23 protein-coding genes are annotated in these 22,410 nt (G+C 75.3%); 12 read left to right on the top strand and 11 right to left on the bottom strand.

The window, feature by feature from the left end; genetic code table 11:
- Window positions 1-4: 4 nt before the first annotated feature.
- A complete protein-coding gene (locus GC157_13765; protein ID MBI1378533.1) occupies window positions 5-2,257 on the bottom strand; it encodes a SpoIIE family protein phosphatase in 2,253 nt (750 codons plus the stop codon).
- A 245-nt stretch (window positions 2,258-2,502) separates the two neighbouring features.
- Here GC157_13765 and GC157_13760 point away from each other — a divergent pair, with 245 nt between their 5' ends.
- The gene (locus GC157_13760) at window positions 2,503-2,997 is read left to right on the top strand and encodes a PAS domain-containing protein (GenBank protein ID MBI1378532.1); all 495 of its coding nucleotides are present in this window, start codon (window positions 2,503-2,505) and stop codon (window positions 2,995-2,997) included.
- A gap of 15 nt (window positions 2,998-3,012) precedes the next feature.
- Here the strand turns inward: GC157_13760 and GC157_13755 are convergent, their stop codons facing one another.
- The 3 genes from GC157_13755 to GC157_13745 are packed head-to-tail and all read right to left on the bottom strand — an operon-like array spanning window position 3,013 to window position 6,037.
- Window positions 3,013-4,083: a type III polyketide synthase gene (locus tag GC157_13755; GenBank protein ID MBI1378531.1), complete on the bottom strand. Its 1,071-nt coding sequence runs from the start codon at window positions 4,081-4,083 to the stop codon at window positions 3,013-3,015.
- Complete coding sequence (locus GC157_13750; GenBank protein ID MBI1378530.1) at window positions 4,077-5,270, bottom strand: acyl-CoA dehydrogenase; 1,194 nt, start codon at window positions 5,268-5,270, stop codon at window positions 4,077-4,079. Before GC157_13750 ends, GC157_13755 begins: the two co-directional genes overlap by 7 nt.
- Window positions 5,267-6,037 carry a methyltransferase domain-containing protein gene (locus GC157_13745; GenBank protein MBI1378529.1) on the bottom strand — a complete coding sequence of 257 codons (771 nt, stop codon included), beginning with the start codon at window positions 6,035-6,037 and terminating at the stop codon, window positions 5,267-5,269. Before GC157_13745 ends, GC157_13750 begins: the two co-directional genes overlap by 4 nt.
- Window positions 6,038-6,383: 346 nt before the next feature.
- Between GC157_13745 and GC157_13740 the strand changes: the two genes are divergently transcribed.
- From GC157_13740 to GC157_13730, 3 genes are all read left to right on the top strand, one after another.
- A complete protein-coding gene (locus GC157_13740; protein ID MBI1378528.1) occupies window positions 6,384-7,211 on the top strand; it encodes a DUF1206 domain-containing protein in 828 nt (275 codons plus the stop codon).
- The gene (locus GC157_13735) at window positions 7,208-8,020 is read left to right on the top strand and encodes a phosphatase PAP2 family protein (protein MBI1378527.1); all 813 of its coding nucleotides are present in this window, start codon (window positions 7,208-7,210) and stop codon (window positions 8,018-8,020) included. The genes GC157_13740 and GC157_13735 overlap by 4 nt, the downstream gene beginning before the upstream one ends.
- A gap of 152 nt (window positions 8,021-8,172) precedes the next feature.
- Window positions 8,173-8,889 (top strand): phosphatase PAP2 family protein, encoded by a 717-nt coding sequence (locus GC157_13730; protein MBI1378526.1) that lies wholly within the window; start codon window positions 8,173-8,175, stop codon window positions 8,887-8,889.
- Window positions 8,890-9,308: 419 nt separating this feature from the next.
- Here the strand turns inward: GC157_13730 and GC157_13725 are convergent, their stop codons facing one another.
- Genes GC157_13725 through GC157_13715 form a run of 3 tightly spaced genes read right to left on the bottom strand, consistent with a single transcriptional unit; the run spans window position 9,309 to window position 10,176 of the window.
- The gene (locus GC157_13725; protein ID MBI1378525.1) at window positions 9,309-9,641 is read right to left on the bottom strand and encodes a hypothetical protein; all 333 of its coding nucleotides are present in this window, start codon (window positions 9,639-9,641) and stop codon (window positions 9,309-9,311) included.
- Window positions 9,638-9,883, bottom strand: a complete 246-nt coding sequence (locus tag GC157_13720) for a hypothetical protein (GenBank protein ID MBI1378524.1) — start codon at window positions 9,881-9,883, stop codon at window positions 9,638-9,640. The genes GC157_13725 and GC157_13720 overlap by 4 nt, the downstream gene beginning before the upstream one ends.
- Window positions 9,880-10,176 (bottom strand): hypothetical protein, encoded by a 297-nt coding sequence (locus GC157_13715; GenBank protein MBI1378523.1) that lies wholly within the window; start codon window positions 10,174-10,176, stop codon window positions 9,880-9,882. The genes GC157_13720 and GC157_13715 overlap by 4 nt, the downstream gene beginning before the upstream one ends.
- Before the next feature lie 332 nt (window positions 10,177-10,508).
- Here GC157_13715 and GC157_13710 point away from each other — a divergent pair, with 332 nt between their 5' ends.
- The 6 genes from GC157_13710 to GC157_13685 all read left to right on the top strand — a co-directional run bounded on the left by GC157_13710 (window position 10,509) and on the right by GC157_13685 (window position 14,673).
- Window positions 10,509-11,648, top strand: coding sequence for a glycosyltransferase (locus tag GC157_13710; GenBank protein MBI1378522.1), 1,140 nt, complete (start codon window positions 10,509-10,511; stop codon window positions 11,646-11,648).
- A 50-nt stretch (window positions 11,649-11,698) separates the two neighbouring features.
- Window positions 11,699-12,124 carry a hypothetical protein gene (locus GC157_13705; protein MBI1378521.1) on the top strand — a complete coding sequence of 142 codons (426 nt, stop codon included), beginning with the start codon at window positions 11,699-11,701 and terminating at the stop codon, window positions 12,122-12,124.
- Window positions 12,121-13,197, top strand: a complete 1,077-nt coding sequence (locus GC157_13700) for a glycosyltransferase (GenBank protein MBI1378520.1) — start codon at window positions 12,121-12,123, stop codon at window positions 13,195-13,197. The genes GC157_13705 and GC157_13700 overlap by 4 nt, the downstream gene beginning before the upstream one ends.
- A gap of 389 nt (window positions 13,198-13,586) precedes the next feature.
- Window positions 13,587-13,760: a CsbD family protein gene (locus tag GC157_13695; protein ID MBI1378519.1), complete on the top strand. Its 174-nt coding sequence runs from the start codon at window positions 13,587-13,589 to the stop codon at window positions 13,758-13,760.
- 2 nt (window positions 13,761-13,762) lie between these two features.
- A complete protein-coding gene (locus GC157_13690) occupies window positions 13,763-14,212 on the top strand; it encodes an STAS domain-containing protein (GenBank protein ID MBI1378518.1) in 450 nt (149 codons plus the stop codon).
- Window positions 14,213-14,397: 185 nt separating this feature from the next.
- Window positions 14,398-14,673, top strand: coding sequence for a hypothetical protein (locus GC157_13685; protein MBI1378517.1), 276 nt, complete (start codon window positions 14,398-14,400; stop codon window positions 14,671-14,673).
- A gap of 36 nt (window positions 14,674-14,709) precedes the next feature.
- Here the strand turns inward: GC157_13685 and GC157_13680 are convergent, their stop codons facing one another.
- Both GC157_13680 and GC157_13675 read right to left on the bottom strand, forming a co-directional pair.
- The gene (locus GC157_13680; protein MBI1378516.1) at window positions 14,710-16,050 is read right to left on the bottom strand and encodes a formimidoylglutamate deiminase; all 1,341 of its coding nucleotides are present in this window, start codon (window positions 16,048-16,050) and stop codon (window positions 14,710-14,712) included.
- Window positions 16,047-17,282: an allantoate amidohydrolase gene (locus tag GC157_13675; GenBank protein MBI1378515.1), complete on the bottom strand. Its 1,236-nt coding sequence runs from the start codon at window positions 17,280-17,282 to the stop codon at window positions 16,047-16,049. Before GC157_13675 ends, GC157_13680 begins: the two co-directional genes overlap by 4 nt.
- Window positions 17,283-17,408: 126 nt before the next feature.
- Between GC157_13675 and GC157_13670 the strand changes: the two genes are divergently transcribed.
- Window positions 17,409-18,776 carry an aminotransferase class V-fold PLP-dependent enzyme gene (locus GC157_13670; GenBank protein MBI1378514.1) on the top strand — a complete coding sequence of 456 codons (1,368 nt, stop codon included), beginning with the start codon at window positions 17,409-17,411 and terminating at the stop codon, window positions 18,774-18,776.
- Between the two features lie 198 nt (window positions 18,777-18,974).
- Window positions 18,975-20,882, top strand: a complete 1,908-nt coding sequence (locus GC157_13665; protein ID MBI1378513.1) for an EAL domain-containing protein — start codon at window positions 18,975-18,977, stop codon at window positions 20,880-20,882.
- A gap of 74 nt (window positions 20,883-20,956) precedes the next feature.
- On the opposite strand, the gene GC157_13660 is transcribed toward GC157_13665, so the two are convergent.
- Together GC157_13660 and GC157_13655 are read right to left on the bottom strand one after the other, a co-directional pair.
- Window positions 20,957-21,361: an SHOCT domain-containing protein gene (locus GC157_13660; protein ID MBI1378512.1), complete on the bottom strand. Its 405-nt coding sequence runs from the start codon at window positions 21,359-21,361 to the stop codon at window positions 20,957-20,959.
- Window positions 21,362-21,471: 110 nt separating this feature from the next.
- Window positions 21,472-22,317 (bottom strand): methyltransferase domain-containing protein, encoded by an 846-nt coding sequence (locus GC157_13655; GenBank protein MBI1378511.1) that lies wholly within the window; start codon window positions 22,315-22,317, stop codon window positions 21,472-21,474.
- Window positions 22,318-22,410 lie beyond the last annotated feature (93 nt).

Below are 22,410 nucleotides of genomic sequence, written 5' to 3'. Positions count from 1 at the left end.
CGGCTCAGTCGATCCGCACGACGAGGACGGCCATGTCGTCCGGCGCCGAGCGGCGGAAGCGGCGCACCGTGCCGATCACCTCGCGCGCGAGGTGGGCGGGGTCGTGGTCGGTCTGCTCCACGAGCAGCTCGATCAGCCGCTCGTCGCCGAACTGGTCCGCCACCTCCGCCCCCTTCGCCTCGATCACGCCGTCGGTGTAGAGCACGACGACGTCCCCCGGCGCCAGGTCCACGGTGGTCAGCGGGTGCGACACGGTGTCGAACGCGCCCAGCAGCGTGCCCGGCTCGCCGAACAGCGAGACCCGTCCGTCCTGGACGAGCACCGGCTGGCAGTGCCCGCCCAGCGCGAGGGTGAGCCGTGCGCCCCCCTCCGTGCGCCGCAGCCGCAGGCACGCCGCGGTGAGCAGCGAGGGCGCCTCGTCCCGCGACGCCGTGCCGAGCAGCGTGCCGTTCAGCCGGCGCAGGGCGCGGTCCGGGCTCAGGTCGCCGGCCAGCGCGCGCAGGGTGTGCCGGGCGAGCCCGGTGAGCCCGGCCGCCTCCACGCCTCGGCCGACGACGTCGCCGATGACGAGCACGAGGTCGCCGTCGTCGGCCTCGAACACGTCGAGGAAGTCGCCGCACACGTCGAGCGAGGTGTCCGCGGGCTCGTACGCCGAGCCGAGGGTCAGCCAGGGGACCTCCGGGAACGGAGCGGGCAGCAGCGACTCCTGGAGCCGCTCGGCGATCCGGGTCTGCTCCTCGAGGAGGGCGAGGTTGTCCAGCCGGGCGGCCAGGCGGCGGCAGACCTCCTCGTAGGCGCCACGGTCGGACTCCGCGAGCTCGTGCCCGGGCTCGACGGCGACGAGCATCACCAGGGGGCGGGGACCGGACCACCGCACCGGCACCGCGAGGCCCTCCCGGCTGGGCCGACCATCCTCGAGGACCGTGAACGCGACGACGGCCCGCTCGTGGGCCGCGGTCTGCGCTGCGGCGTTCGCCTCCTCGGAGTGCAGCGGCGACCCGGGCTCGACCGGGGCGTCGTCGCAAGCCCCCTCGAAGCGGCACCAGTCGGCCCGGCCGGCCAGCACTGCTCGGCGCACCATCGCCACCGCCCGGTCGGCGTCCGCCGCGGAGTCGAGCACCCGGCCCACCTCGGACAGCAGCACGAGCCGCTCGCGCCCGCGCTCGGCCCGGTGCCGCTGGGCCTGCTCGTCCTCGATCAGCCGGGCGCGGTCGATCGCTGCCGCGGCGTGCCCGGCCAGGGCCTGGAGCAGCACGAGCTCGTCGTCGTCGACGTCGTGGGGCTCGTCCCACCCGAAAGCCGCGATCCCCACCGCCCGGCCGCCCACGGTGAGGAGCACCGTGACCCACGCCTGCTGCGTGATGCGGCGGGCCTGGAACGAGGGGAAGCGCTCGTCGCGCTCGCGTCGCGAGCGCACCACGACCGGCTCGCCCGTCTCGAGCAGCTCGAGCGCGACGTCCGAGTCGGTCACCGGCCACGTGGTGCGGCGCGTGACCTCCTCGGAGTCCAGCCCGCAGGTGGCCAGCTGCGTTGCCCACGTGCCGGAGGCGTCGAGCATGTGGATCGTCGCCGCGTCGGCCCCGAGCTCGTCGCAGGCGCTCTGGGCCACGAGGTCGCCCGCCTCACGGACGTCCGTCGTGTGCGCCAGGTCGCTGGTGAGCTGCTGGAGGCTCTGGAGCTTCAGCAGCGCCCCCTGCGCGCGCCGGCGTGCGCGCATCTCGTCGCGGGCGGCGAGGGCGCGCTCGAGCGCCGAGGCGACGAGCTCGGCCACCGACTCGCTGACGGCCACGACCTCGTCGGTGAGGTCGGCGGACGACAGCCAGCCCAGTCCGAGCGCCCCGACCCGCACCCGGGCCGTGCGCAGGGGTGTGACCAGGAACGCCTCGTGCGCCACCTCCACCCCGGCCAGCGCCGGGTAGCGCGCGTCGCGCTCGGCGAGGGAGCGCAGCACCACCGTGCGGCCCTCGCCCGCCATGGCGTCGCGGGTGGGCAGGGGCGCGTCGAGCGGGTACGCGGCGAACTCCTCGGCCACCTCCAGCGAGGTGCTGCGCGAGGACACCAGCCGCAAGGTGTCGCCGTCGGGGTCGAGCAGCGAGACGTTGACCAGGTCGGCCCCGAGCAGCGACGGGCAGTGCTCGAGGAGGACGTCGAGGACCTCGGACGGGTCGCCGGCGGCGGCCAGCCGGGAGGTGAGCGCGAGCAGTGCCGGGGCGATGTCGCGTCGTGGGGGAAGGGACAGCTGCTCGGAGGTCGCCACCTATCACCCCTGTCGCGCTCGGGTCGGTTCCACCAGGATCGTCGTGCAGACGCGTCGGCACAGGGTCGTGCCGTCGCACCGTCGCTCGGCACACCCGGGTCGACAGTGCCCACTCTCCGTGCTCGCCGTCCGGCGCTCCGCGCAACCTTCCGGAAAACGGACGGCGATGCGAGGGTGGGGGTCCCGCCGGTGTGAGGTCGGGCGGTCCGGCACCGGACCGCCGGGCAGCAGCAGGAGGAGAGCACGTGCGCCGCTACAAGGGAGTCGAACGCTGGTCGCCCGGACCGGGCCGAGGCATGTTCGAGGTGGGCCGCCCCATCAGCGGCGACCTGTCCGTCCTGTGGTTCCAGGCGCTCTACGAGACCCCTCTGCTGTTCTCCGGCATGCTCGACGAGCACGGCCGGGTCCTCGACGCGAACCACACGTCGGTCGAGGGGCTCGGGCACGACCGCGCCGCCGTCCTGGGCGTGCGCTTCTGGGAGTGCGGCTGGTGGTCGCCCGACCCCGACCTGGCGGCGGCCGTGCACGGCTGGGTGGAGCAGGTGCTCACCACGGGGCAGAGCCTGCGCGTCGTCACCGCCTTCTTCCACGGCGACGGCCGCGAGGGCCTCATCGACATCGCTATGCACCCGCTGGTCGACCGCGAGCTGCACACCGAGCCGACCCCCTACATCGTGGTCACCGGTGTCGACATGACGAACTACGTCGCCCCCTCGCCGGAGGCCGTCCTCGGGGAGTGACCGCGGTCGCGCGCCTCAGCGCACGCGCAGCAGCGCGGCGTAGAGCGTGAGACCGGGGCCGAACGCCATCACCACCAGGTGCGAGCCCGAGGCCGGACGCCGTGCGGTGAGCACCCGGTCGAGCACGAGCAGCACCGTGGCGCTCGAGCAGTTGCCGAACTCGCCCAGCGTCTCTCGCGACTCCGCGAGCGCGTCGTCAGGCAGCCCGAGCCGGTCCTGCACGACGTCGAGGATGCGCGGGCCGCCGGGGTGCACCGCCCAGCCGGCGACCTGGTCGATGCTCGTGCCGTGCCGGCCGAGCAGGTCGTCGACCACGCCGCGCACGTGCAGCGCGAGGACGTCGGGCACGCGCGGCGAGAGGCCCATCCGGAAGCCGAGGTCGGTCACGTCCCACGTCATGTGGTCGCCGGTCGCGTGGTCGGTGAGCGCCACGACGTCGACGACCTCGACACCGGGGCCCGAGGGCGACACCACGACGGCGGCGGCGGCGTCGCCGAACAGCGCGTGCGCGACCATCTGCTCGAGCTCGTCCTCGTCGGCGTGGCGCGCCGTCGTGGTGGGCGCCGCGGGCTGGGCGTGCAGGCTCGTGAGCTCCACGCACAGCATCAGCGCCGGCCGCTCCCGGGCCACCGCGTAGTCCGCGACGGCGCCGAGCCCGGGGAGTGCTGCGTAGCAGCCCATGTGGCCCACGAAGAGCCGCTGGACGCTGTCCGCGAGCCCGAGGTCGCGCGCGAGCATGAGGTCGATGCCCGGCGTCGCGTAGCCGGTGCACGAGACCACGGTGAGCAGGCCCACCTCGGCCGCGTCGGTGCCGCTGTCCTCGAGCGCCGCGGACGCGGCGCCCTTGGCGAGGGGCAGCGCCTCGTCGGCGAAGCGGGACATCCGCGCGGCCGTCGACCAGCCGCTCACGTCCTCCACCCTCGGGTCGACGACGCCGTGCCGCGTGCGCACCCCCGACGACGCCCACACCGCGCGGGCCACGCGGTTGCCGGACCAGTGCTGCTCGAAGAAGCCGTCCCACAGCTGCTGCTGGTCCATCCGCGGCGGCACGGCGAACCCGCGGCCCACGACCGCGGCGCTCACCATCGCGGCACCTGCGCCGCGTTGTCGGGATCGACGCCGAGCACCGCGGTGCCGAGCCAGTCCGCGCACACGTCGCTGGTGGCCGGCTGGAGCGAGCCGCAGCGCGCGTCGCGGAAGATGCGCTCCAGCGGGTTGCCGCGCCGCGTGGCCGAGGTGCCCGCCGCCTCCAGCACGGACGCCGCGACGTCCATGGCTGTCTCGCCGGCGGTGAGCTTCGCCCGCCACACCCACCGGTTGGTGTCCGGGTCGCCCGGCGCCTCGTCGACCCGCCGCGCGGCTTCCAGCACCACGAGCCTGGCCGCGGCGACGCGCGCCTCGGCCCGCCCGAGGCGGGCACGCACAGCGGGCAGGCGCTCGAGCCCGCGCGTGCGCGCGTGCTCGACGCCGGCGTCGATCGCGGACTGCGCCACGCCGACGTACACCGCGGCGTAGGACGCGACGAGCCACTGCGGCATCACCTGGGCGAGCAGCAGCGCGATGCCCTCGACACCGCCCACGAGGGTGTCGGGGGAGACCACGACGTCGAGGTGCAGGTCGTGGGATCCCGTGGCGCGCATGCCCATCGAGTCCCAGGTCTCCTCGACGACCACGCCGGGACCGGCAGGCACGAGGAAGTAGCTGAGCAGCTCGCCGCGGCGTGCTGCGACGAGGTAGGCGTCCGCGTGACCGGCCCCGGAGCAGAAGGTCTTGGAGCCGCGGATGCGGAAGCCGCCCTCGACCGGCTCGTACGACGTCGTGATCGCGGACAGCCGCGAGCCCGCACCGCGCTCGGACATGGCGACGCCGAAGAACGCGCCGCCGACGGCGGCGGAGAGCACGCGGTCGCGCATGGCGAAGTACGAGTCGGGGACGCCCATCGCGCGTGCCACGTCGTCGGGCGTCGACGCGAGCGCTCCGGTGACGGAGCAGTGCATGTTGTAGACCAGGGCGGTCGCGCCCGCCCCCGAGGCGAGCGCCATGGCCACCTCGGCGTAGTCGGCGAACCCGGCCCCGGCGCCGCCGAGCCGCGTCGGGGCCATGAGTCCGAGCAGGCCGGCTGCGCGCAGGTCCGCGACGTCCTCGACCGGGAACCGCCCCGTGCGGTCGTGCTCGTCCGCACGTTCCGCGAGGGCGGGCACCAGCGAGCGTGCCGCGGCCAGCGCCTCGAGCGGCGTCGCGGGGCGGGCGCTCGTGGGACTCGTGGTGCTCATGGGGCCGCCTTCCGTCCGTGCGCCTGGAACAGTCCTGCGGTCGAGCGGGTGGGCAGCATGCGGACGTCGGGCCGCCGGCCGCGCAGCCAGGCGACGTAGTCGCGCGCCGAGGGGCGCAGCCCGTGCAGCGACAACGGCACGCCGAGCTGCTCGCAGAGCGCCACCATGGCCGCGCGGTCGACGAACAGGTCGCCATCGTGCAGGCGCGGCGGCGGGCCGGCGGGCATGCGCTCGCCCACGGTGATGGCGGAGAAGCGCCCCCACCACGTGTCCGCGATGGTGTCGATGACGAGCGTGCCCCCGGGGCGCAGCACGCGCACCGCCTCGCGCAGCACGGTGTCCGCGGCTGCGACGTGCTCGAGCAGCTCGCCCACCACGACGACGTCGGCCACCTCGTCGGCGAGCGGGAGCGCGTGCACGTCGCCCACCACCGCTGTGACGCCGTGCCCACGTGCGATCGCCGCCGAGACGGCGACCAGGTCGACGCCGACGACGTGGTGGCCGTGGTCGCGCAGGTGCGGCGCGAGCACCCCGCCCCCGCAGCCGAGGTCGACGAGCACCGAGCCCTCGCGCGCCGCGACGGGGACGAGCCGGGCGCGGGCGGCCGCGATCCAGTGCAGCATCGCGAACTTGCCCCGCGGGGCCCACCACTCGCCGCGCAGGTCGACGTACTGCTCGGGGTCGTTGCGCGGGCGCACCGGCGCAGAACGGACGAGGACCTCGTCCTGCGAGGTCCTCGGATGCTGAGCAGGCGCCCGTCCGCTCATGCCCGCCAGTATGCGCCGCACCGCGAGGCCGCGCAGCGGTCCGCGAGGATCGCGTGCTCGCCCGGCTTCCCACCGGATGGTGGACGGATCCTGGACGCGGACGGGGATTGAGCACGGCTCGTGCGGGTAGACGGCGCGCGGTCGGCGCGGCTGCGGTCGCGACGACGCCCGACGCGACCGAGGAGAGTCCGATGGCTGTGTGGTTGATGCTCGTGCTGGCTGCTGTCGTGCTGGCGGTGATCGGGCTGGGGACAGCCGCCTGGTGGCTCTTCGTGGCGGCGCTCGTGCTGCTGGTGGCCGGGATCGTCGCTGCCGTGGTGCGCTCGGGCCGGACGGGGGTGCGGTCATGACCGACGTCGCCTCGCAGGTGTCGCAGGGCGCGGACGCCGCGGCCAACAGCCGTCCCATGGGATGGCTGGCCCGCCTCGGCCTGACGGCGAGGGGGGTCGTGTACCTGGTCATGGGCTGGCTGGCGATCCTGCTGGCCACGGGCGACCACCACCCGGTAGACCAGCGCGGCGTGATCACCACGCTGATCTCGCAGCCGTTCGGCACCGTGCTGGTGATCGTGCTGGCCGTCGGGCTCGCGGCGTACGCCGTGTGGCGGCTCGTGGAGGCCGTCGCCGGTCCGAGCGGCGAGCGCGACACCTGGGGCGCCCGGCTCAAGTCCCTCGTGCGCGCGATCGCCTACGGCGTGCTGGCGTTCACCGCGGTGTCGGTGCTGCACGGCGCCCGCCAGACGCAGGCCGGCCAGCAGGGGCGCATCGCCGCCCACGTCATGAGCCAGCCCGGGGGGCGCTGGCTCGTGGGAGGAGCCGGCGTGGCCGTCGTCGCGGTCGGGGTCAGCATGGTGATCGAGGGGTGGAGCAAGAAGTTCCTGCGCTACTTCGGCTACCTGCCACCCCGCGCCCGCGGCGCCGTCGTGCTGCTCGGCCGCGTGGGGACCATCGCCCGCGGCCTGGTCTTCGCCGTGACGGGTGGGCTCGTCGTGCAGGCGGCGCTCGACACCAACCCGGCCAAGGCCGGCGGCATCGACACGGCCACCCGCACCTTGCTCGACCAGCCCTACGGCACGTGGCTCGTGCTCGCGCTCGGCGCGGGGCTCATGCTCTTCGGCGTGTACGCGCTCGCGGAGGCACGGTGGCGCCGCGTCAGCGACGAGGACGTGCGATGACGGCGCGTCCCGCCGGGTCGGCGGGCTCGGACGTCGGGAACCGCGAGGTCGTCGGCCGGCACAGCGCCACCCCGCCGTCGCCGTCGGACGAGGTCGCGCGGCGCGGCCCCTGGGCAGCGGCCGGACGCATCCTCGGGGGCGCGGTCGCGCTCACGCTGGGCCTGTGCCTCGTCGGCTGGCTGATCGTGGACCTCCTGACCCCGTCCGCGTTCACGCGCTGGGAGGACTCGGTCAACGAGGGCGCGGTGTCGATGTCGACTCCCACGCTCGACCAGGTGAGCTGGCTCGGCAGCCGGGTCGCCGACACCGTGACGGTCATCAGCGTGCTCGTCGTGGTCGGGCTGCTGCTGCGCGTGTGGCTGGGCCGGTGGACCGAGTCGTGGGTGCTGGTCGCGGCGATCGTCGGCGAGCTGCTCGTCTTCCTCGCCGTGACGTTCCTCGTGCAGCGCGACCGGCCCGACGTGCGCCACCTCGACGCCGCCCCGCCGACGTCCAGCTTCCCCTCCGGGCACACGGCCGCCGCCGTCGCGATCTACGGGTGCATCGCGGTCATCGTGTGGCGCAACGTGCGTCGGCGCACGCTCGCGGCGATCATCGTGACGTTGTGCGCCGCGATCCCGGTCTACGTCGCGCTGTCGCGGGTCTACCGCGGGATGCACCATCCCTCGGACGTGGTGATGGGCGCGATCGGCGGAGGGATCTGGCTCGCGATCGTGGTCACCACCCTGATGCCCGCGGGCAGGCTGGCCGAGGCCGGCCCGCCCGGACCTGAGGAGGACGTCGACGTGCGCGAGGTGCCCGCCGCGTGAGACCGCAGCGCCACCGCCGGGCCTCACCCGCGGAACGCGAGCCCGACGACGCAGCCGGCGCCGGCGGGGCGGACGACCTCGCGACCACCGTGGAGGGCGCGGTCGAGGAAGCCGTCTCGCCGACGGCGCCCGGCCACCGTGAGGGCTCCGGCGTGGTGCTCGACCTCGAGCAGGTCGTCTCGCGCCGCGCGCCCACGGTGCGCGTCTCGCTCGGGGTCGGGGTCGCGTGCGCCTGCGCCCTCGGCGTCCTCACCCTCGCCGTGGTGGGGCACGGGGGAGTGCTCACCGGCTGGGACGACGACGTGCACGCGTGGGTCGTGGGCGTGCGGGGGTCGGTCGACGTCGCCGTGGCGAACGCCGTGACGATCGGCGGCGTCACCACCTGGACCCTCCCGGCAGTGGGCGTCGTGGGGGCGCTCGCGCTGCCCGGCCGCCGGTCCGTGCGGGCCAGGCTCGGCGCCGGCCTGCTGCTGGCCGCGGTCGCCAGCGCCGGCGTGTACGTCGGCCTCCTGGTCAACCACGCCACCGGCCGGGCGCGACCGCCCGAGGTGGACTGGGCCGGCGCCGCCGGCGGTCCGTCGTTCCCCTCCGGCCACACCACGACGGCGACGCTCGTCGCGCTGTGCGCGGCGTGGGCCCTCTCGGCCCGCGTCACCGGCACCCGGCGGCGCCGCCTGCTGTGGGCCGGCGCCGCGGCGTACGCGCTCGCGGTGGGCTGGTCGCGGGTGTGGCTCGGCGTCCACTGGCCCAGCGACGTGGTCGGGGGATGGCTGTTCGCGACGGCGTGGTGCGCCGTCGCCGTGGCGGTGGCGAGCTGGTGGAGGGAGCGCGGCGACGACCGCGACTCGCCGGGAGCGCACGACGGCTGACCGCCACCGACCCCCTGCGACGACCGGACCCGTCGGCTCCCGTGCTGCGCACGTCGCCGGACGCGCCGGAGCGCGCCGCACGTGGGGCGTGCGACGCGCTCCGGCAGACCGCGGGGTGCGGCGGACCGATCAGTACCAGTGGGTACGGCCGCCGATGGTCCGGCCGGTCGTGCCGACCAGCGCCAGGACGGCCCCCACGACGAGCAGGATGATGCCGATGGTCCACAGCCAGGCGATCTTCGCGATGAGCCCGATGATGAGCAGGATCACTCCGAGCACGATCATGACTCGCTCCTTCTCCCGGCGACCCGCGTCGCCGCTGGTTGCGGGTTCCCGATCACGAGGCCTCGAAACATCAACGCTGGCAAGGGTTCCGCGCTGCTCTCAGGTGTCGCCGTCAGGGGACGGGACGGCAGCCGTCAGGCGTCGCCCGCCTGCTCGTCGGTGCGCTCGGCCAGGGTGCGGGCGAGCTCCTCGCCGTCGCGGACCGCGACGTCGTCGGGCTCCTGCGGGGACCCGGTGCTCGTGACGGCGACGTCGTCGCCGCCGGCGTGCGCAGGGTCGTCGCTGTCGTCCCCGTCGCCGAGGTCGAGCACCGGCTCGTCGGCCACGCGGTCGGGCCGGGCGAGGTCGTCGTCGTCCTCCTCGCGCCGGCGTCCCGCGAGCGCGGCCTCGATGGCCCCCTGCTCGAACGACGCGATCGACGCGTCCGCCTGGTCGGCGAGGTCGCCGCGTACGTCGTCCTGGCTCATGCGCCGTCCTCCTCGCTGTCCGGTCGTGCCGGGCCCGGCTGCGCGGCGCCCTGCTCCCGCTCCGTCGTGTAGCCGGACTCGCGCTCGTCGCCCGCGACCGGCTCGTGGCCGTCGTCGGCGACCCGGTCGCGGTGCTCGCGCTCGCGCCGCAGGCGCTCGTCGCGCGGGTCGTCCGGGCCGCGGGGGCGCAACGGTTCGTGCGCGGCGCCCCCGCGGCCGGTGGACGATGGGGTGTGGGTCACGAGGGCATCCGGTGCACCCCGGGGTCCTCGCGCACCTGGTCCGCCGCGTCGTGCAGCCCCGAGACCGCGGTGTCGCCGGCCTCGCGCACGGTGGCGCCCGCCCGCTCGGCCACGGCGTCGCGCAGGTCGGCGCTCGCGGACCGGACCGACTGGCTCGCCTGGTCGAGGCCCACGGCGTCCGCCGTGCGGTGGTAGGTGTCGAGGATCTTGTCGTAGGCCGGCCGTCCGGCGCGCGCTCCCAGCACGTAGCCGACGGCTCCGCCGAGGGTCAGCAGCAGCACGAGCTTCTTCACAGGAGTCCCCTTCCTCCGGTCGGCGCAGGGCCGAACGTGCGGACGGCGTCGACGCCGCCCTGGTCGATCGGGCCCTTTCCCCGGACCCGATCGGCGAAACGGTGCCCGGCGCCCGGCATCAGCCCTGGTCCGGATGGTGGACACCCGACGCGGGCCGGTGGGATTCGCCACACGGTGCACGGTTTCCGGTCCGAGGTGAGGGGTACGCCGGGGCGTTGTCGTGATCGCTGCCCGCGGGCGGAGTCCCGCCCGGACCCCGGGACGAGCAGTACGCCGGCGCCCTGACGTCGTCGGCCCGCAGCGCGCGCCGCGCGCCGGACGAAGGATCGATCATGCACGTGGCCTTGGTGTCCTTGGACGAGGACGCGACAGCTGAGTGGGCTGTGCCCGCCGGAGAAAGCCTCGGCACGCCGGTGACCGGCCTGGCTGGGGAGCTCGTGGCGCGCGGGTACGACGTGTCCATCGTGACGATGTGCGAACCCACCGGGATGACGCTGTCGTACGAGCACGAGTCGAGCGCCCGCCTGGACGTGCTGCGGGTGGGGCACCGCGAGAGCCTGCCGAACGGGCGGCTCGACGGGCTGTGCACCTCGTTGCGCGCGCGCCGCCCCGATCTCATCCACGCGTTCGGCGCCGCCGCCGGACGCGTGGCCGAGCGGGTCGCCCGCAGCCTGCGCGTGCCGTGGGTGTGGACCCGTCGTGACGGCGCGCCGGCGCAGATCGAGGGGACCGAGCGGTTCTGTCCCGCCGGCGCGGACCGCATCATCGTCTCGACGTCGTGGGAGGTCGACGTGCTCGCACGCGACGGCGTGCCCCGGGACAAGTGCGACGTCGTCCCGCTGAGCATCGTCGGCGACGTGCGCGGCTCCTACCTCGAGCCCTCGATCGCGAACCGCGCGTCGCGGATCGCGACCGTCGCCGACGACACGGGCGAGGGGCTCGCGGACCTCGTCCGCGCCCTGCCCAACCTCCCCGCGGCGCACCTCACGGTGGCGTGGCAGCGCTCGCGCGGCGGCACCAGCGCCGCGCTCGCGGACCTGCGCGTGCTCGGGGCCCAGTTCCACGTCGCCGACCGGATCAGCGTCCTCCCGGACGCGACGCCCTCCCGGGTGCACGACGCGCTGTGCCGGGCCGACCTGGTCGCCTACACGCCGCGGCGCGACCCCTCGCTGCGGGTCGTCTCGGCCGCGATGGCGTGCGGCGTGCCGGCGCTCGTCACGAGCCTCGGGGGCACCGACGAGCTGGTCGAGCACGGCGTCACCGGCCTGTGCATCCCGCCCGGCGACCCGCGGCGCATCGCGTCCGCAGTGCGGATCCTCGACGACGCGCCGGAGGTGCGCTCCTCCATGTCGCGTGCCTCGCGCAAGCGGGCGCGCGAGCTGTTCGACCAGGCGCGCATCGCGGACGGCACGCTGGAGTCCTATGCGGCGGCCGGCGCGCCGGTCGCCGTCGCCGTGCGGGGCGGCCGATGACCGCCCCGTCGACGCGTTTCGCCCCACGGCCGACGGGTACCGGCAGCCGCATGGACCGGCAGACGCTGCGCGCGGGCTCCGTCGTCTCGTTCGAGTACGACGCGCCCGCCTCCTTCGACCGGCCGTCCACGTGGCGGTCCGAGCTGTGCGAGGTGCTGGTGGCGTTCGGAGGTCTCGAGCGGCCCGACGACGTGGTCGTCGTCGCCGGCGAGCTCGTGTCCAACGGCGTCGAGCACGGCGGCGGCGTCGAGCGGCTGCACGTGTCCGGCTCCCCGGACCACGTGCTCGTCGAGGTGAGGGACCGGCGTGCGTCCATGGGTGCTCCGCACCCGCTCGCGGCCCACGCCGACCGGGGCCGGGGGCTGGAGATCGTGAACCGCCTCGCCGACTCGTGGGGCTGGCGGCCGGAGCCGGGCGAGGCAGCGGGCAAGACCGTGTGGGCCCGGTTCGCGACGGCCCCGGAGGACGGCGCGTGACGTCGCCGAGCATCGCCCTCGTCGTCGACCCGCGGGACCCGCCGCCCCCGTGGCGCCTGGACCTGCTGGGCGGCGCCCTGCGCGCGCTCGGCCACCCCGTGGTGCTTCAGTCCGGGCCGTCGCTCGACGGGGCGGACGTCGTGCATGCCTTCGGCCGGCGTGCGGCCGAGGAGGTCCTGTCCCGGGCCGCCCCCGGCACGGCCGTCGTCGTCTCGCTGCGCGAGGGCAGCGCGGACGACCTCGCGTCCGCCGTCGACGCCGTGCGCCGCGCGGCGGCGGTGCTGCTGCGCAGCAGTGCGCTGAGCGACCGGCTCGTGCGGGCCGGCGTGCCGCAGGCCCGGGCCGCCGTGCTGCCCGTCGGCGTCGACACCGAGACCTTCACGCGGCGCGGTGCCATGGCCAACCGCACGCACCGCCATCGGCTGGTGGCCGAGCTCGCGGCCGACCCGGCCGCGCTCGCCTGCGCCGTCGAGGCGGTGGCGGCCGACGAGTCGGTCGAGCTGGTCGTGCTCGCGCGCCACGACGCCATGCGCGCTCTCGCCGAGCCCGCCGAGCATCTCCGCACCGCGGCCAGGGCCGCGGGCGCGGGGGACCGCGTGGTGGTCGCCTGGCCGCACGACGCGCGCGAGAAGGCCTGGTGGATCAGGTCCGCGCACGCCGCGCTCGCGCTCGACCCCGCCCCGGGGCGGCCGGAGTTCGTGGCCGAGGCGATGGCGTGCGGGGTCGCCGTGGTGGCCACGCCGGTGGAGGCGCAGCGCGACCTCGTGGTGCACGGCGTCACGGGGCTGCACGTCCGGGAGCACGACACCGCCGCGGTGGTGCACGCCCTGCGCGACCTCGTCGCGGACGACTTCGCGGTCGAGGCGTTCGGGCTGGCGGGCTCGGACCGCGCCCTGGGCCGGTGCTCGTGGGAGCGCGTGGCCGTCGAGACGGCCAGCGCGTACTCGCGGTGCCTCGACAGCGCCCGTGGTGGGCAGGGGAGCGATGCGGACGACGGGCCGGAGGAGGCCGACGAGTCGGACGACGAGGCACCACCGGCCCGGGCGGAGGAGGCGGTGGCCCGCATCGCCTGACGAGCCGCACCCGCGACACACGACAGGACGGAGGCACGCCATGCACGCCATGCACGTCAGCAAGGTCGAGCACGCGTACGAGCGCCGCACCCGGGTGCCTCCGGCGCGGACGGGCGCCACGTCCGCTCTCCGGCGCGCGGCCGCAGGTCCGCTCGAGCCCGAGCGCCCGAGCGTGCCCGGCGTCCCCGGTCCGGCGACGCCCGGTCCGGACATCCCGGACGTCCCCACCGAGCCGGACATCCCGGGTGAGGTGCCGCCGGGCCCCGTCGGGCCGCCGTTCCACCCGTCGCCGACACCCCCGGAGGAGCCCGAACCCGGTGTGCCCCAACCGGTTTAGCGAGTTCGACCGCGGGTAGCCAACGCCCGCACCCGAGACGAGAGGAGCACTCATGAGCACCGAGGACAAGCTCAAGAACGCCACCGAGAAGGCCACGGGCGCGACGAAGGAGACGGTCGGGAAGGTCACCGGCGACGACTCGATGCGCGCCGAGGGCAAGCTCGACCAGGCCAAGGCCGATCTCAAGCAGAGCGGCGAGAAGCTCAAGGACGCCGTGAGCGAGTAGTGATGGCCCGCAGCTCGGACCATCCGGTCGGCCGGTCGTTCGTCGACCGGCCGACCGGCCGCGCCCCCCGGGTGCACCTGGAGGGCGATCTCGACATCGCCAACGTGGACATGACCGACGTGGCCCTGCGCGCGGTCGACCCGGCGGGCGACGTCGTCGTCGATCTCGCCGCGGCGCGTTTCGTCGACAGCGTGACGCTCTCGCGGCTGCTCCAGGCCGCGCGGCGGCACGACGCCGAGGGCGGCCGGCTCGTCCTGGCCGGCGCCCGCGGCGCCGTGCGCAGGGTGCTGTCGGTCACCCAGATCGACCGGCTCCTGCTCTACGCGGACTCCGTCGACGACGCCGAGGGGCTCCTGGCCGAGGACGCGCGCCCGCTCGGGCTCGGGGCCCGCGACCCCGACGTCGCGACCCGCGCCGCCGGGAGCACCGACGACGACGGCGGGCCGCCGTGAGACGCGTCAAGGTTCGGATCCGCCGGCCGGTGCTTCCCCTACCGGTCCGCCCCGGCCCGCGGCCCGGCGTCGTCGAGCCCGGGCCCGGCCTCGGGCAGACCGCACAGACGCCACCACCCGACACGGGACCGCCGATCGTGCCGAGCGGCCCCGACCCCGAGTGAGAACCGCACAGGAGGTACACCATGGGTATCGGCTTCAGCATCCTGCTCCTCGCCGCGGGCGCGATCCTCGCGTTCGCCGTCGACGCCACGGTCGCCGGCGTGGACATCCACACGGTCGGCTGGATCCTGATGGGCGCGGGCGTCCTCGGGCTGATCTGGTCGCTCATCCTCGTCTCGCGGCGCCGTGAGGTGGTCGTCGAGCCGCGCCACTCCGTGGCCGACACGGTCGTCACCCGGCGCCCGGTGGCCGACGAGCCCGTCGCCGTCGACGAGGTGCGCAACCCCGACGGCCTCTAGTACTGGCGCAGGACCCCGGTCGACGACCCCCGGTGATCACCGGGGGTCGTCGGCGTCCCGCCACAGCTCGCGGATCGTGGTGTCGAGCTCGCCGGCGACGTCGATCGACGCATGCCGGCCGCCGGAGACCACCAGCCGGCCGTCCACGACGACGGTGTCGACGTCGGACGCGAACGCCGTGAGCAGCACCTGCGCCGGGTCGCTCCCAGCGGTGCGGACGGTGTCGAGGCGCACGGCGACGAGGTCGGCGCGCATCCCCGGCTCGATGCGCCCGGCGTCGGGCCAGCCCAGCGACCGGTGCCCGGCCACGGTGAGGGCAGTGACGAGCTCGTCCGGTGCGAAGCGTCCCCGCTGGTGGCTCACCAGCCGTTCGTGCATCTCGAGGGCGCGCGCGTCCTCGATCAGGTCGATCACCGCGTGCTGGTCGGACCCGAGGCACAGCGGCGAGCCGGCGTCGCGCAGCGCCACCGCGGGCCCGATCCCGTCGGCGAGGTCGCGCTCGGTCGTCGGGCAGAAGCAGCTCGACGTGCGGGTCGACCCCAGCAGCGCGATGTCGCGAGCCGTGAGGTGCGTGGCGTGGACCGCGGTGGTGCCCGGCCCGAGCGCACCGGCCTCGTGCAGCAGCTCCGTGGGCGTGAGCCCGTAGTGCGCCAGGCACGACCGGTTCTCCGCGACCTGCTCGGAAAGGTGCACGTGCAGCGGCCGCTCGCCCACCGCCGCCACCACCGCGGGAACCTGGTCGCGCGGCACGGCGCGCACCGAGTGCACCGCGGCGCCGATCCGCGTGGTGGCGTCGTCGGCGAGCAGGTGCCAGCGCTCGGCCCAGGCGTGCGCGTCGCCGTCGCCGAACCTGCGCTGCTCCGGCGCGAGCGGCACGTGACCGTCGTCGCCGAGGCCGCCCGCGAGGTAGCACGTGTCGAGCAGCGTGAGCCGCAGCCCCGCCTCGCGTGCGGCCTGGCGCACCGCCTCGCCCATCGCGTTGGGGTCGGCGTAGGGCGTGCCGTCGGCCGCGTGGTGCACGTAGTGGAACTCGCCGACGCACGTGACGCCGGCGAGCACCATCTCGGCGAAGACCGCGCGGGCCAGCCGCGCGTAGCGGTCCGGGTCGAGCACGCGGGCCAGCCGGTACATGCGCTCGCGCCAGGTCCAGAACGTGCCGCCGTCGCCGTGGGTGCGGCCGCGCAGCGCGCGGTGGAAGGCGTGCGAGTGCGCGTTGGCGAAGCCCGGGAGCACGACGCCGGGCAGCTCGACCACCTCGTCGTCGACGACGTCGGACCGCGGGCGCACCGCGGTCACCCGCCCCGCGCTCACGACGATGTCGACGTCGGTCGCGACGCCGTCGCCGACCCACGCGGCGGCGCAGCGGTAGACCGTCACGACGCGCCCGTCGCGAGCGCGCCCACGACGGCGGCGAGGGCGCGCACGCCCTCGTGGCAGTCCTCGGCCTCGGCGTGCTCGTCGGGGGAGTGGGAGATCCCCGTGGGGTTGCGGACGAAGAGCATCGCCGCCGGGACCCCTGCGTCGGTGAGGATGCCGGCGTCGTGCCCCGCGGCGGTGGGGAGCACGGGCACCGGCCCGACCGCGGAACCGGCCAGCGCGCGCACGCGCTCGCGCAGCGGCAGGTCGAACGTCAGCAGCGGCGTGGTCGACTCCGTGACCACCTCGACCTGCGTGCCGTTCGCCCGCGCGCCGTCGGCGGCGGACGTGCCGATCCGGCCCACGAGGTCGTCGAGCGCAGCCTGGTCGGCGGCACGGGCGTCGAGCCAGGCCCGCACCACGGAGGGCACGGCGTTGGTGCCGTTCGGCTCGACCTCGAGCCGGCCGAAGGTGGCCCGGGCGTCGGCCGCCCGCGCGGCCTGCTCGGCCGCGATCGCCGTGCGCGCGTACGCGAGCATCGGGTCGTGCCGGTCCTGCATCCGCGTGGTGCCGGCGTGGTCGGCCACGCCGCGGAACGTGAGCCGGTAGCGCCCGTGCGGCCAGATCGACTCCGCGACGCCGACCGGCACGCCCTGGTCGACGAGGTTGCGGCCCTGCTCGATGTGCAGCTCGACGAACTCGCCGATCCGTGCGACCCGCTCCGGGTCCGGCCCCAGCGACCCCGGGTCGAACCCGGCGGCGGACATCGCCTCGGCCATCGTGCGTCCGTCGCGGCCCATGAGGCCGCGTGCGCGGTCGGCGTCGAGCGCCCCGGTCATCAGCCGGGAGCCCGCGCACGCGATGCCGAAGCGGGCGCCCTCCTCGTCGGCGAACGCGACGACCGCCACCGGGCGGTCCGGGGCCACGTCCGCCGCGCGCACGGCGTCGAGCGCGGCGAAGGCCGACACCACGCCCAGCGGCCCGTCGTAGGCGCCGCCGTCCGGCACCGAGTCGAGGTGCGACCCGAGGACGAGCGCCGGAGCGGAGGGGTCGACGCCGGCCGGCACCCACCAGGCCCACAGGTTGGTGTTGCGGTCGACCTCGACGTCGAGCCCGCGCGCCCGCGCGGTGGCGACGAACCACTCGCGGCAGTCGAGCTCGGCCCGCTCGAACGCGAAGCGGCGGTAGCCGCCGGTGCCGGCGTCCCGGCCGAGGGGAGCGAGCTCGGCCCACAGCCCGTCGAAGGTGCTCATGGCGTGGCTCCCGTCGCGATCACGCCCGCAGCGTAGACGGCCGAGCACGGCGCGGGTGGTCCGCCGATGCCCGCGTTCCGGGGGGACGCCGGACATCCGGGTGCCGGGGCGGGGAGACTGCGGGGCATGCACGAGCCGCCGTGGGGAGACGAGACCGAGATCACCGAGCTGGTCATGGGATGGGTGTCGCGACGCGTGGTGCAGCCCAGCGACCCCAAGACCTCCGCCGTCCCTCCCGACCAGCTGCACGCCGCCGCCGGTCGCACGATCACACCGCAGGGGATCGGTGCCGCAGCCGCGCTGGAGGTGTTCGACCGGGTGCTGGTGCCCGCGACCCGCGCCCAGGACGACGAGATGAACCTCGCCTACATCCCCAGCGCACCGACCCGGGCCGCGATCGCCTTCGACCTCGCCACGAGCGCCGCCAACGTCTTCGCGGGCCTGTGGGAGACCGGCGCGGGCGCGATCTTCGCGGAGAACGAGGCCCTGGGCTGGATCCGCGAGCTGCTCGGGTGGCCGGACACCGCCGGCGGCACGTTCGTCGCCGGCGGCACGTCCGGCAACCTCGCGGCCCTGCACGCCGCCCGCACCAGCGCGGCAGCTCGGCGCGGGGCGCGGCCCGAGAACGGCTGGGCTGTCCTGTGCACCGAGGGCGCCCACTCGTCGATCCGGGCCGCCGCCTCGGTGCTCGACGTCCGGCTGCGCGTGGTGCCCTCGGACGAGCAGGGGCGGCTCACGGGCGACGCCGTCGGCCGCGTGCTCGACGAGGACGACGGCGTGGCCGCCGTGGTGGCCAGCGCCGGCACCACGAACGCCGGCATCGTCGACGACCTCGACTCCACCTCGCGCGTCTGCGCGGAGCGCTGGGTGTGGCTGCACGTCGACGGCGCCTATGGCGGCGCCGCCCTGGCGGCGCCCAGCGCGCGGCACCTGTTCGCCGGCATCGAGCGCGCCGACAGCTTCATCGTCGACCCGCACAAGTGGCTGTTCGCGCCCTACGACAGCTGCGCCCTCGTCTACCGCGACCTCGCCCCGGCTCGCGCCGCGCACGCCCAGACGGCGAGCTACCTCGACGTCATCGACCGCGAGGCCTACAACCCGGCCGACCTCGCCATCCACCTCACCCGCCGGGCCCGCGGCCTGCCGTTCTGGTTCAGCCTGGCCACCCACGGCACCGAGCGGTACGCCGCCGCCGTCGAGGCCTCGCTCGCGACCGCGCGGGCCGTGGCCGCGCACATCGAGGCCAGCCCGCACCTGCGCCTGCTGCGCGAGCCGACGTTGAGCGTCGTGCTGTTCGACGTCCCCGGGTGGGGCGAGCAGGACTACCAGGACTGGTCGGGCCGGATGGCACGTGAGGGCATCGTCCTGTGCCTGCCCACCACGTGGGAGGGCGCGACGGCCCTGCGCCTGGCCTTCGTGAACCCGCGCACCGACCCCGACCGGGTGGCCGAGGTGCTCGACGGCATCGCCGGGTGGCGCACGGCCCTCGGGTGAGCGGGGGAGCCGGGGCCGGGCGGCCGGACCAGGTGAGCCCGTGTCCCGCGGTGCACACGCGGGGGAACATCGACGCAGAGTGACCGTAGTCGCCCGAATGACTACTCTGCGTTGCTCAGGTGACCCTCAGGTCCTGCCGATCCTTCCCTCGTGGCGGCTGGCCGGGTCCGTGTGACGTCGACGGTCAGGCTCTTCGGCGTGTACGCGGCCGTGAGCCTGGTCCTCGTGGCGCTGCTCGGCGCGGTGCTCGCCGCCAACCTGCGCGCCGAGACCGAGCGGCGCGGGATCGACCAGGGCGTGGCCGAGGCGCTGCTGCTCGGGCGCACCGCGATCGAGGCCCACCTCGACGGCCGGGCCTTCACCGAGCCGCTGTCGACCTCCGAGGTGGCCAACCTCGAGACGGTCGCCCGCCGCGCGATCGCCTCCGGCGACATGCTGCGGCTGCGCCTGCGCGACCTGTCCGGCCACGTGGTGTGGAGCGACGACGGCCTCGGCTACATGGCCGCGCCCGACGACGAGGTGCTCGAGGCCGCCCGCGGACGGACCGTCGCCCGGATCACGCGGCTCGGTGCCGATGGCCAGGACGTGCCGGCCACGGGCGTCGAGGCGATCGAGGTGTACGCACCCCTCCACGGCGGGAGCCCGCTGCACCAGCTCGGCGTGCTCGAGATCTACCTGCCGTACGGGCCGATCGTCACCGAGGTGGAGTCCGGGATGGGCCGGCTCTACCGCGACCTCGCCGTGGGCCTGCTGCTGCTGTGGGTGGGGCTCTTCCTCGTCTCGCTGGCCGTGAGCCGCGGCCTGCGCAGCCAGCTGCGGCTCAACCGCCACCTCGCCGAGCACGACCCGCTGACCGACCTCCCCAACCGCGCCGCCTTCCGCGAGCTCGTGGCCCGTGCCGTGGCCGCCGGCGACGGACCGGTGGCGGTGGCCATCGTCGACCTCGACCGGTTCAAGGAGGTCAACGACACCCTCGGGCACCAGTACGGCGACCACCTGCTCACCGAGCTCGCCGACCGGCTCCGGTCGCACATCTGCGGCCGGGACCGCGTGGCCCGGCTCGGCGGCGACGAGTTCGGCGTGGTGCTGCGCGACGCCGCCGACCCGGACGCGGCGCTGTGGCGGGTGCGGGAGGTGATCGAGAGCGAGGTGCGCATCGACGGGCTCCCGATCTCGCTCAACTCCTCCATCGGCTACGCCGTAGCCCCCGCCGACGGCCGCGAGCCCGACGCGCTGCTCCAGCGCGCCGACGTCGCGATGTACGTCGCCAAGTCACGCCACCTCGGCGTCGTGCGCTACGACGAGGCGCTCGACCACCACGACGCGGAGAACCTCGAGCTGCTCTACGAGGTGCGGCGCGCACTGCGGGAGAACGAGCTCGTGCTGCACTACCAGCCGAAGGTGCGGCTCGAGGACGGCGGCGTCGTGGCCATCGAGTCGCTGGTGCGCTGGGAGCACCCCACCCTCGGAACGCTGGCGCCGGACCGCTTCGTGCCGCTCGTGGAGCAGACCGACCTCATCGACGAGCTCACCGAGTGGGTGCTGCACCGAGCGCTGGGCGACCTCGCCTCCCTCGGCGGCCGCCGCGACCTGACGGTGGCGGTCAACGTGTCGGCGCGCAACCTGTCGCGCCTCGACTTCGCCGAGCGGGTGGCGGCGGCGCTCACCACCTCCGGCGTGCCCGCGGACCGGCTCGTCGTGGAGATCACGGAGACGGCCCTGCTGAGCGACCCGGCCCGTGCGGCCGTGGTGCTGCTGGCGCTGAGCGAGCTCGGCGTACGGGTGAGCCTCGACGACTTCGGCGTCGGCCAGACGTCGCTGGCCCACCTCGCCTCGCTGCCGGTCGACGAGCTCAAGATCGACCGGGGCTTCGTGACGGACATGGTCGACGACCACACGCACGCCGCCATCGTGCGCTCCATCGTCGACCTCGCGCACAGCCTCGCGCTGCGCGTGGTGGCGGAGGGCGTCGAGACGACGGCCGCCTCGAGCGCGCTGCGCGACGTCGGGTGCGACCTGGCGCAGGGGTTCCTCTACAGCCGGCCCGTGCCGCTGGCCGACCTGAGGACGGTGCTCGCCGACGACGTCGCCGTCCGCGTGCCCTGAGACCGACCCCGCACGCACGACGGGCGCGGAGCGGCGATCCGCCCCGCGCCCGTCAGTACGACGAGTCGTCCGTGTCAGCCGTTGATCGCCTTGGCCTTCAGGGCGTTGAACTCCTCCTCCGAGATGGCGCCCGAGCTCTTCAGCTCGTTGAGGCGCGCGATCTCCTCCGCGGGGCTGCGGCCCTGCGAGCCCGCGACGTCCTGGATGTAGGCGCGGGTGGCCTTCTCGGCCGCCGCCATCGCCGCGATCTGGCGCTCCTGCATGCCCTTGCCGCGCGCGATGAGGTACACCAGCACGCCGAGCCAGGGCAGGATGATGATGAACACGATCCAGAGGGCCTTGCCCCAGCCCCCGAGGTCGTCGCTGCGGAAGATGTCGCCGAAGACGGTGATGAGGACGTAGATCCAGAGGAAGAACAGCGCGATCCAGATGATGGACCACAGGACCTGACCGGTCCCGAACTCGGCAAGCGTGCTCATGGGTCGTGACTCTCCTGTCGTGATGCCTGGTGATGCGTGACGCCCCGGACCCTACCGGTGCCGACGGACCTCGGCGAAGCGATCGCCACGGGGACGGGGACCGCTGCGGGTCAGGACACGGCCTCGTCGGGCGCCGGGGCGGCGTCCCACCACAGGGTCGCCGTCTCGCGCGGGCCCTCGCCTCGGTGCGCCTCGAGGAAGCGGGCCACCTCGGGCTCGCGCTCGGCGGGCAGGCACAGCCGGATGCGCATGGCGCGGGCGTGCTCCTCGGGCGTCAAGGCGGTGCGCGACTCGAACGGGTCCTCGAGCCAGGTCTCGAGCCGCGCGTCGATGCCGGCCTCGCGGGCCACCTCGAGGCAGTCCTGCGCGGTGGGCACCGTCGGCCGCTCGAGCCCCCAGAACTCACGCCACAGGGGTGCCATGTGCGTGAGGGGGTGGTGCACGGGCAGCTCGACCACCACGCGGCTGCGGGCGTGCGCGGTGAGCGCGTGCAGGAACGGCGGGAGGTCCGCGACGTTGTAGACGACGTGGTGGCACACCACGACGTCGGCCACAGGCGTCCCCGGCGCCGCGTCCGGCCACCGGCCCTCGACGACCTGGTGGGCGACTTCGCGCTCGCGGGCCGCCGTCGCGAACAGCTCCAGCATCGAGGCCCGCTCGTCGACGCCGATCACCCGTGCGGCAGGCGGGACGAGGGCCATCGCGGCCCGCCCGCCGCCGCAGCCGACGTCGAGCACCGAGCCGCCGGCGGGGAGCGCCTCGCGCGCCCGGGCGTGCGACGGCGAGTCCGGGACGCCGGCGCTCGGCACGGTGAACATGGGCGCGGGCAGGATCCAGGGGGACTCGGGCGCGGCGGCGAGGATCTCGTCCGGGATCGCCCAGGACGCGAGGTCGTCGCGCCAGCGCTGCGCCGCGGAGGTCATGGCCGCACGGTAGCCGTCCGCGCGGCCCGGCATCCTCCTCGCGGCCGTCGGCCGCGCACCGCGAGTACGCCGAGAGTTCGCACGACGTTCACGCTCGCCTCCCGGCCCCGTGCGTCACACGGGTCA

Source organism: Frankiales bacterium, assembly GCA_016125335.1.
Lineage (GTDB): Bacteria > Actinomycetota > Actinomycetes > S36-B12 > CAIYMF01 > Longivirga.
This window is presented reverse-complemented; position numbering and strand designations above follow the sequence as displayed.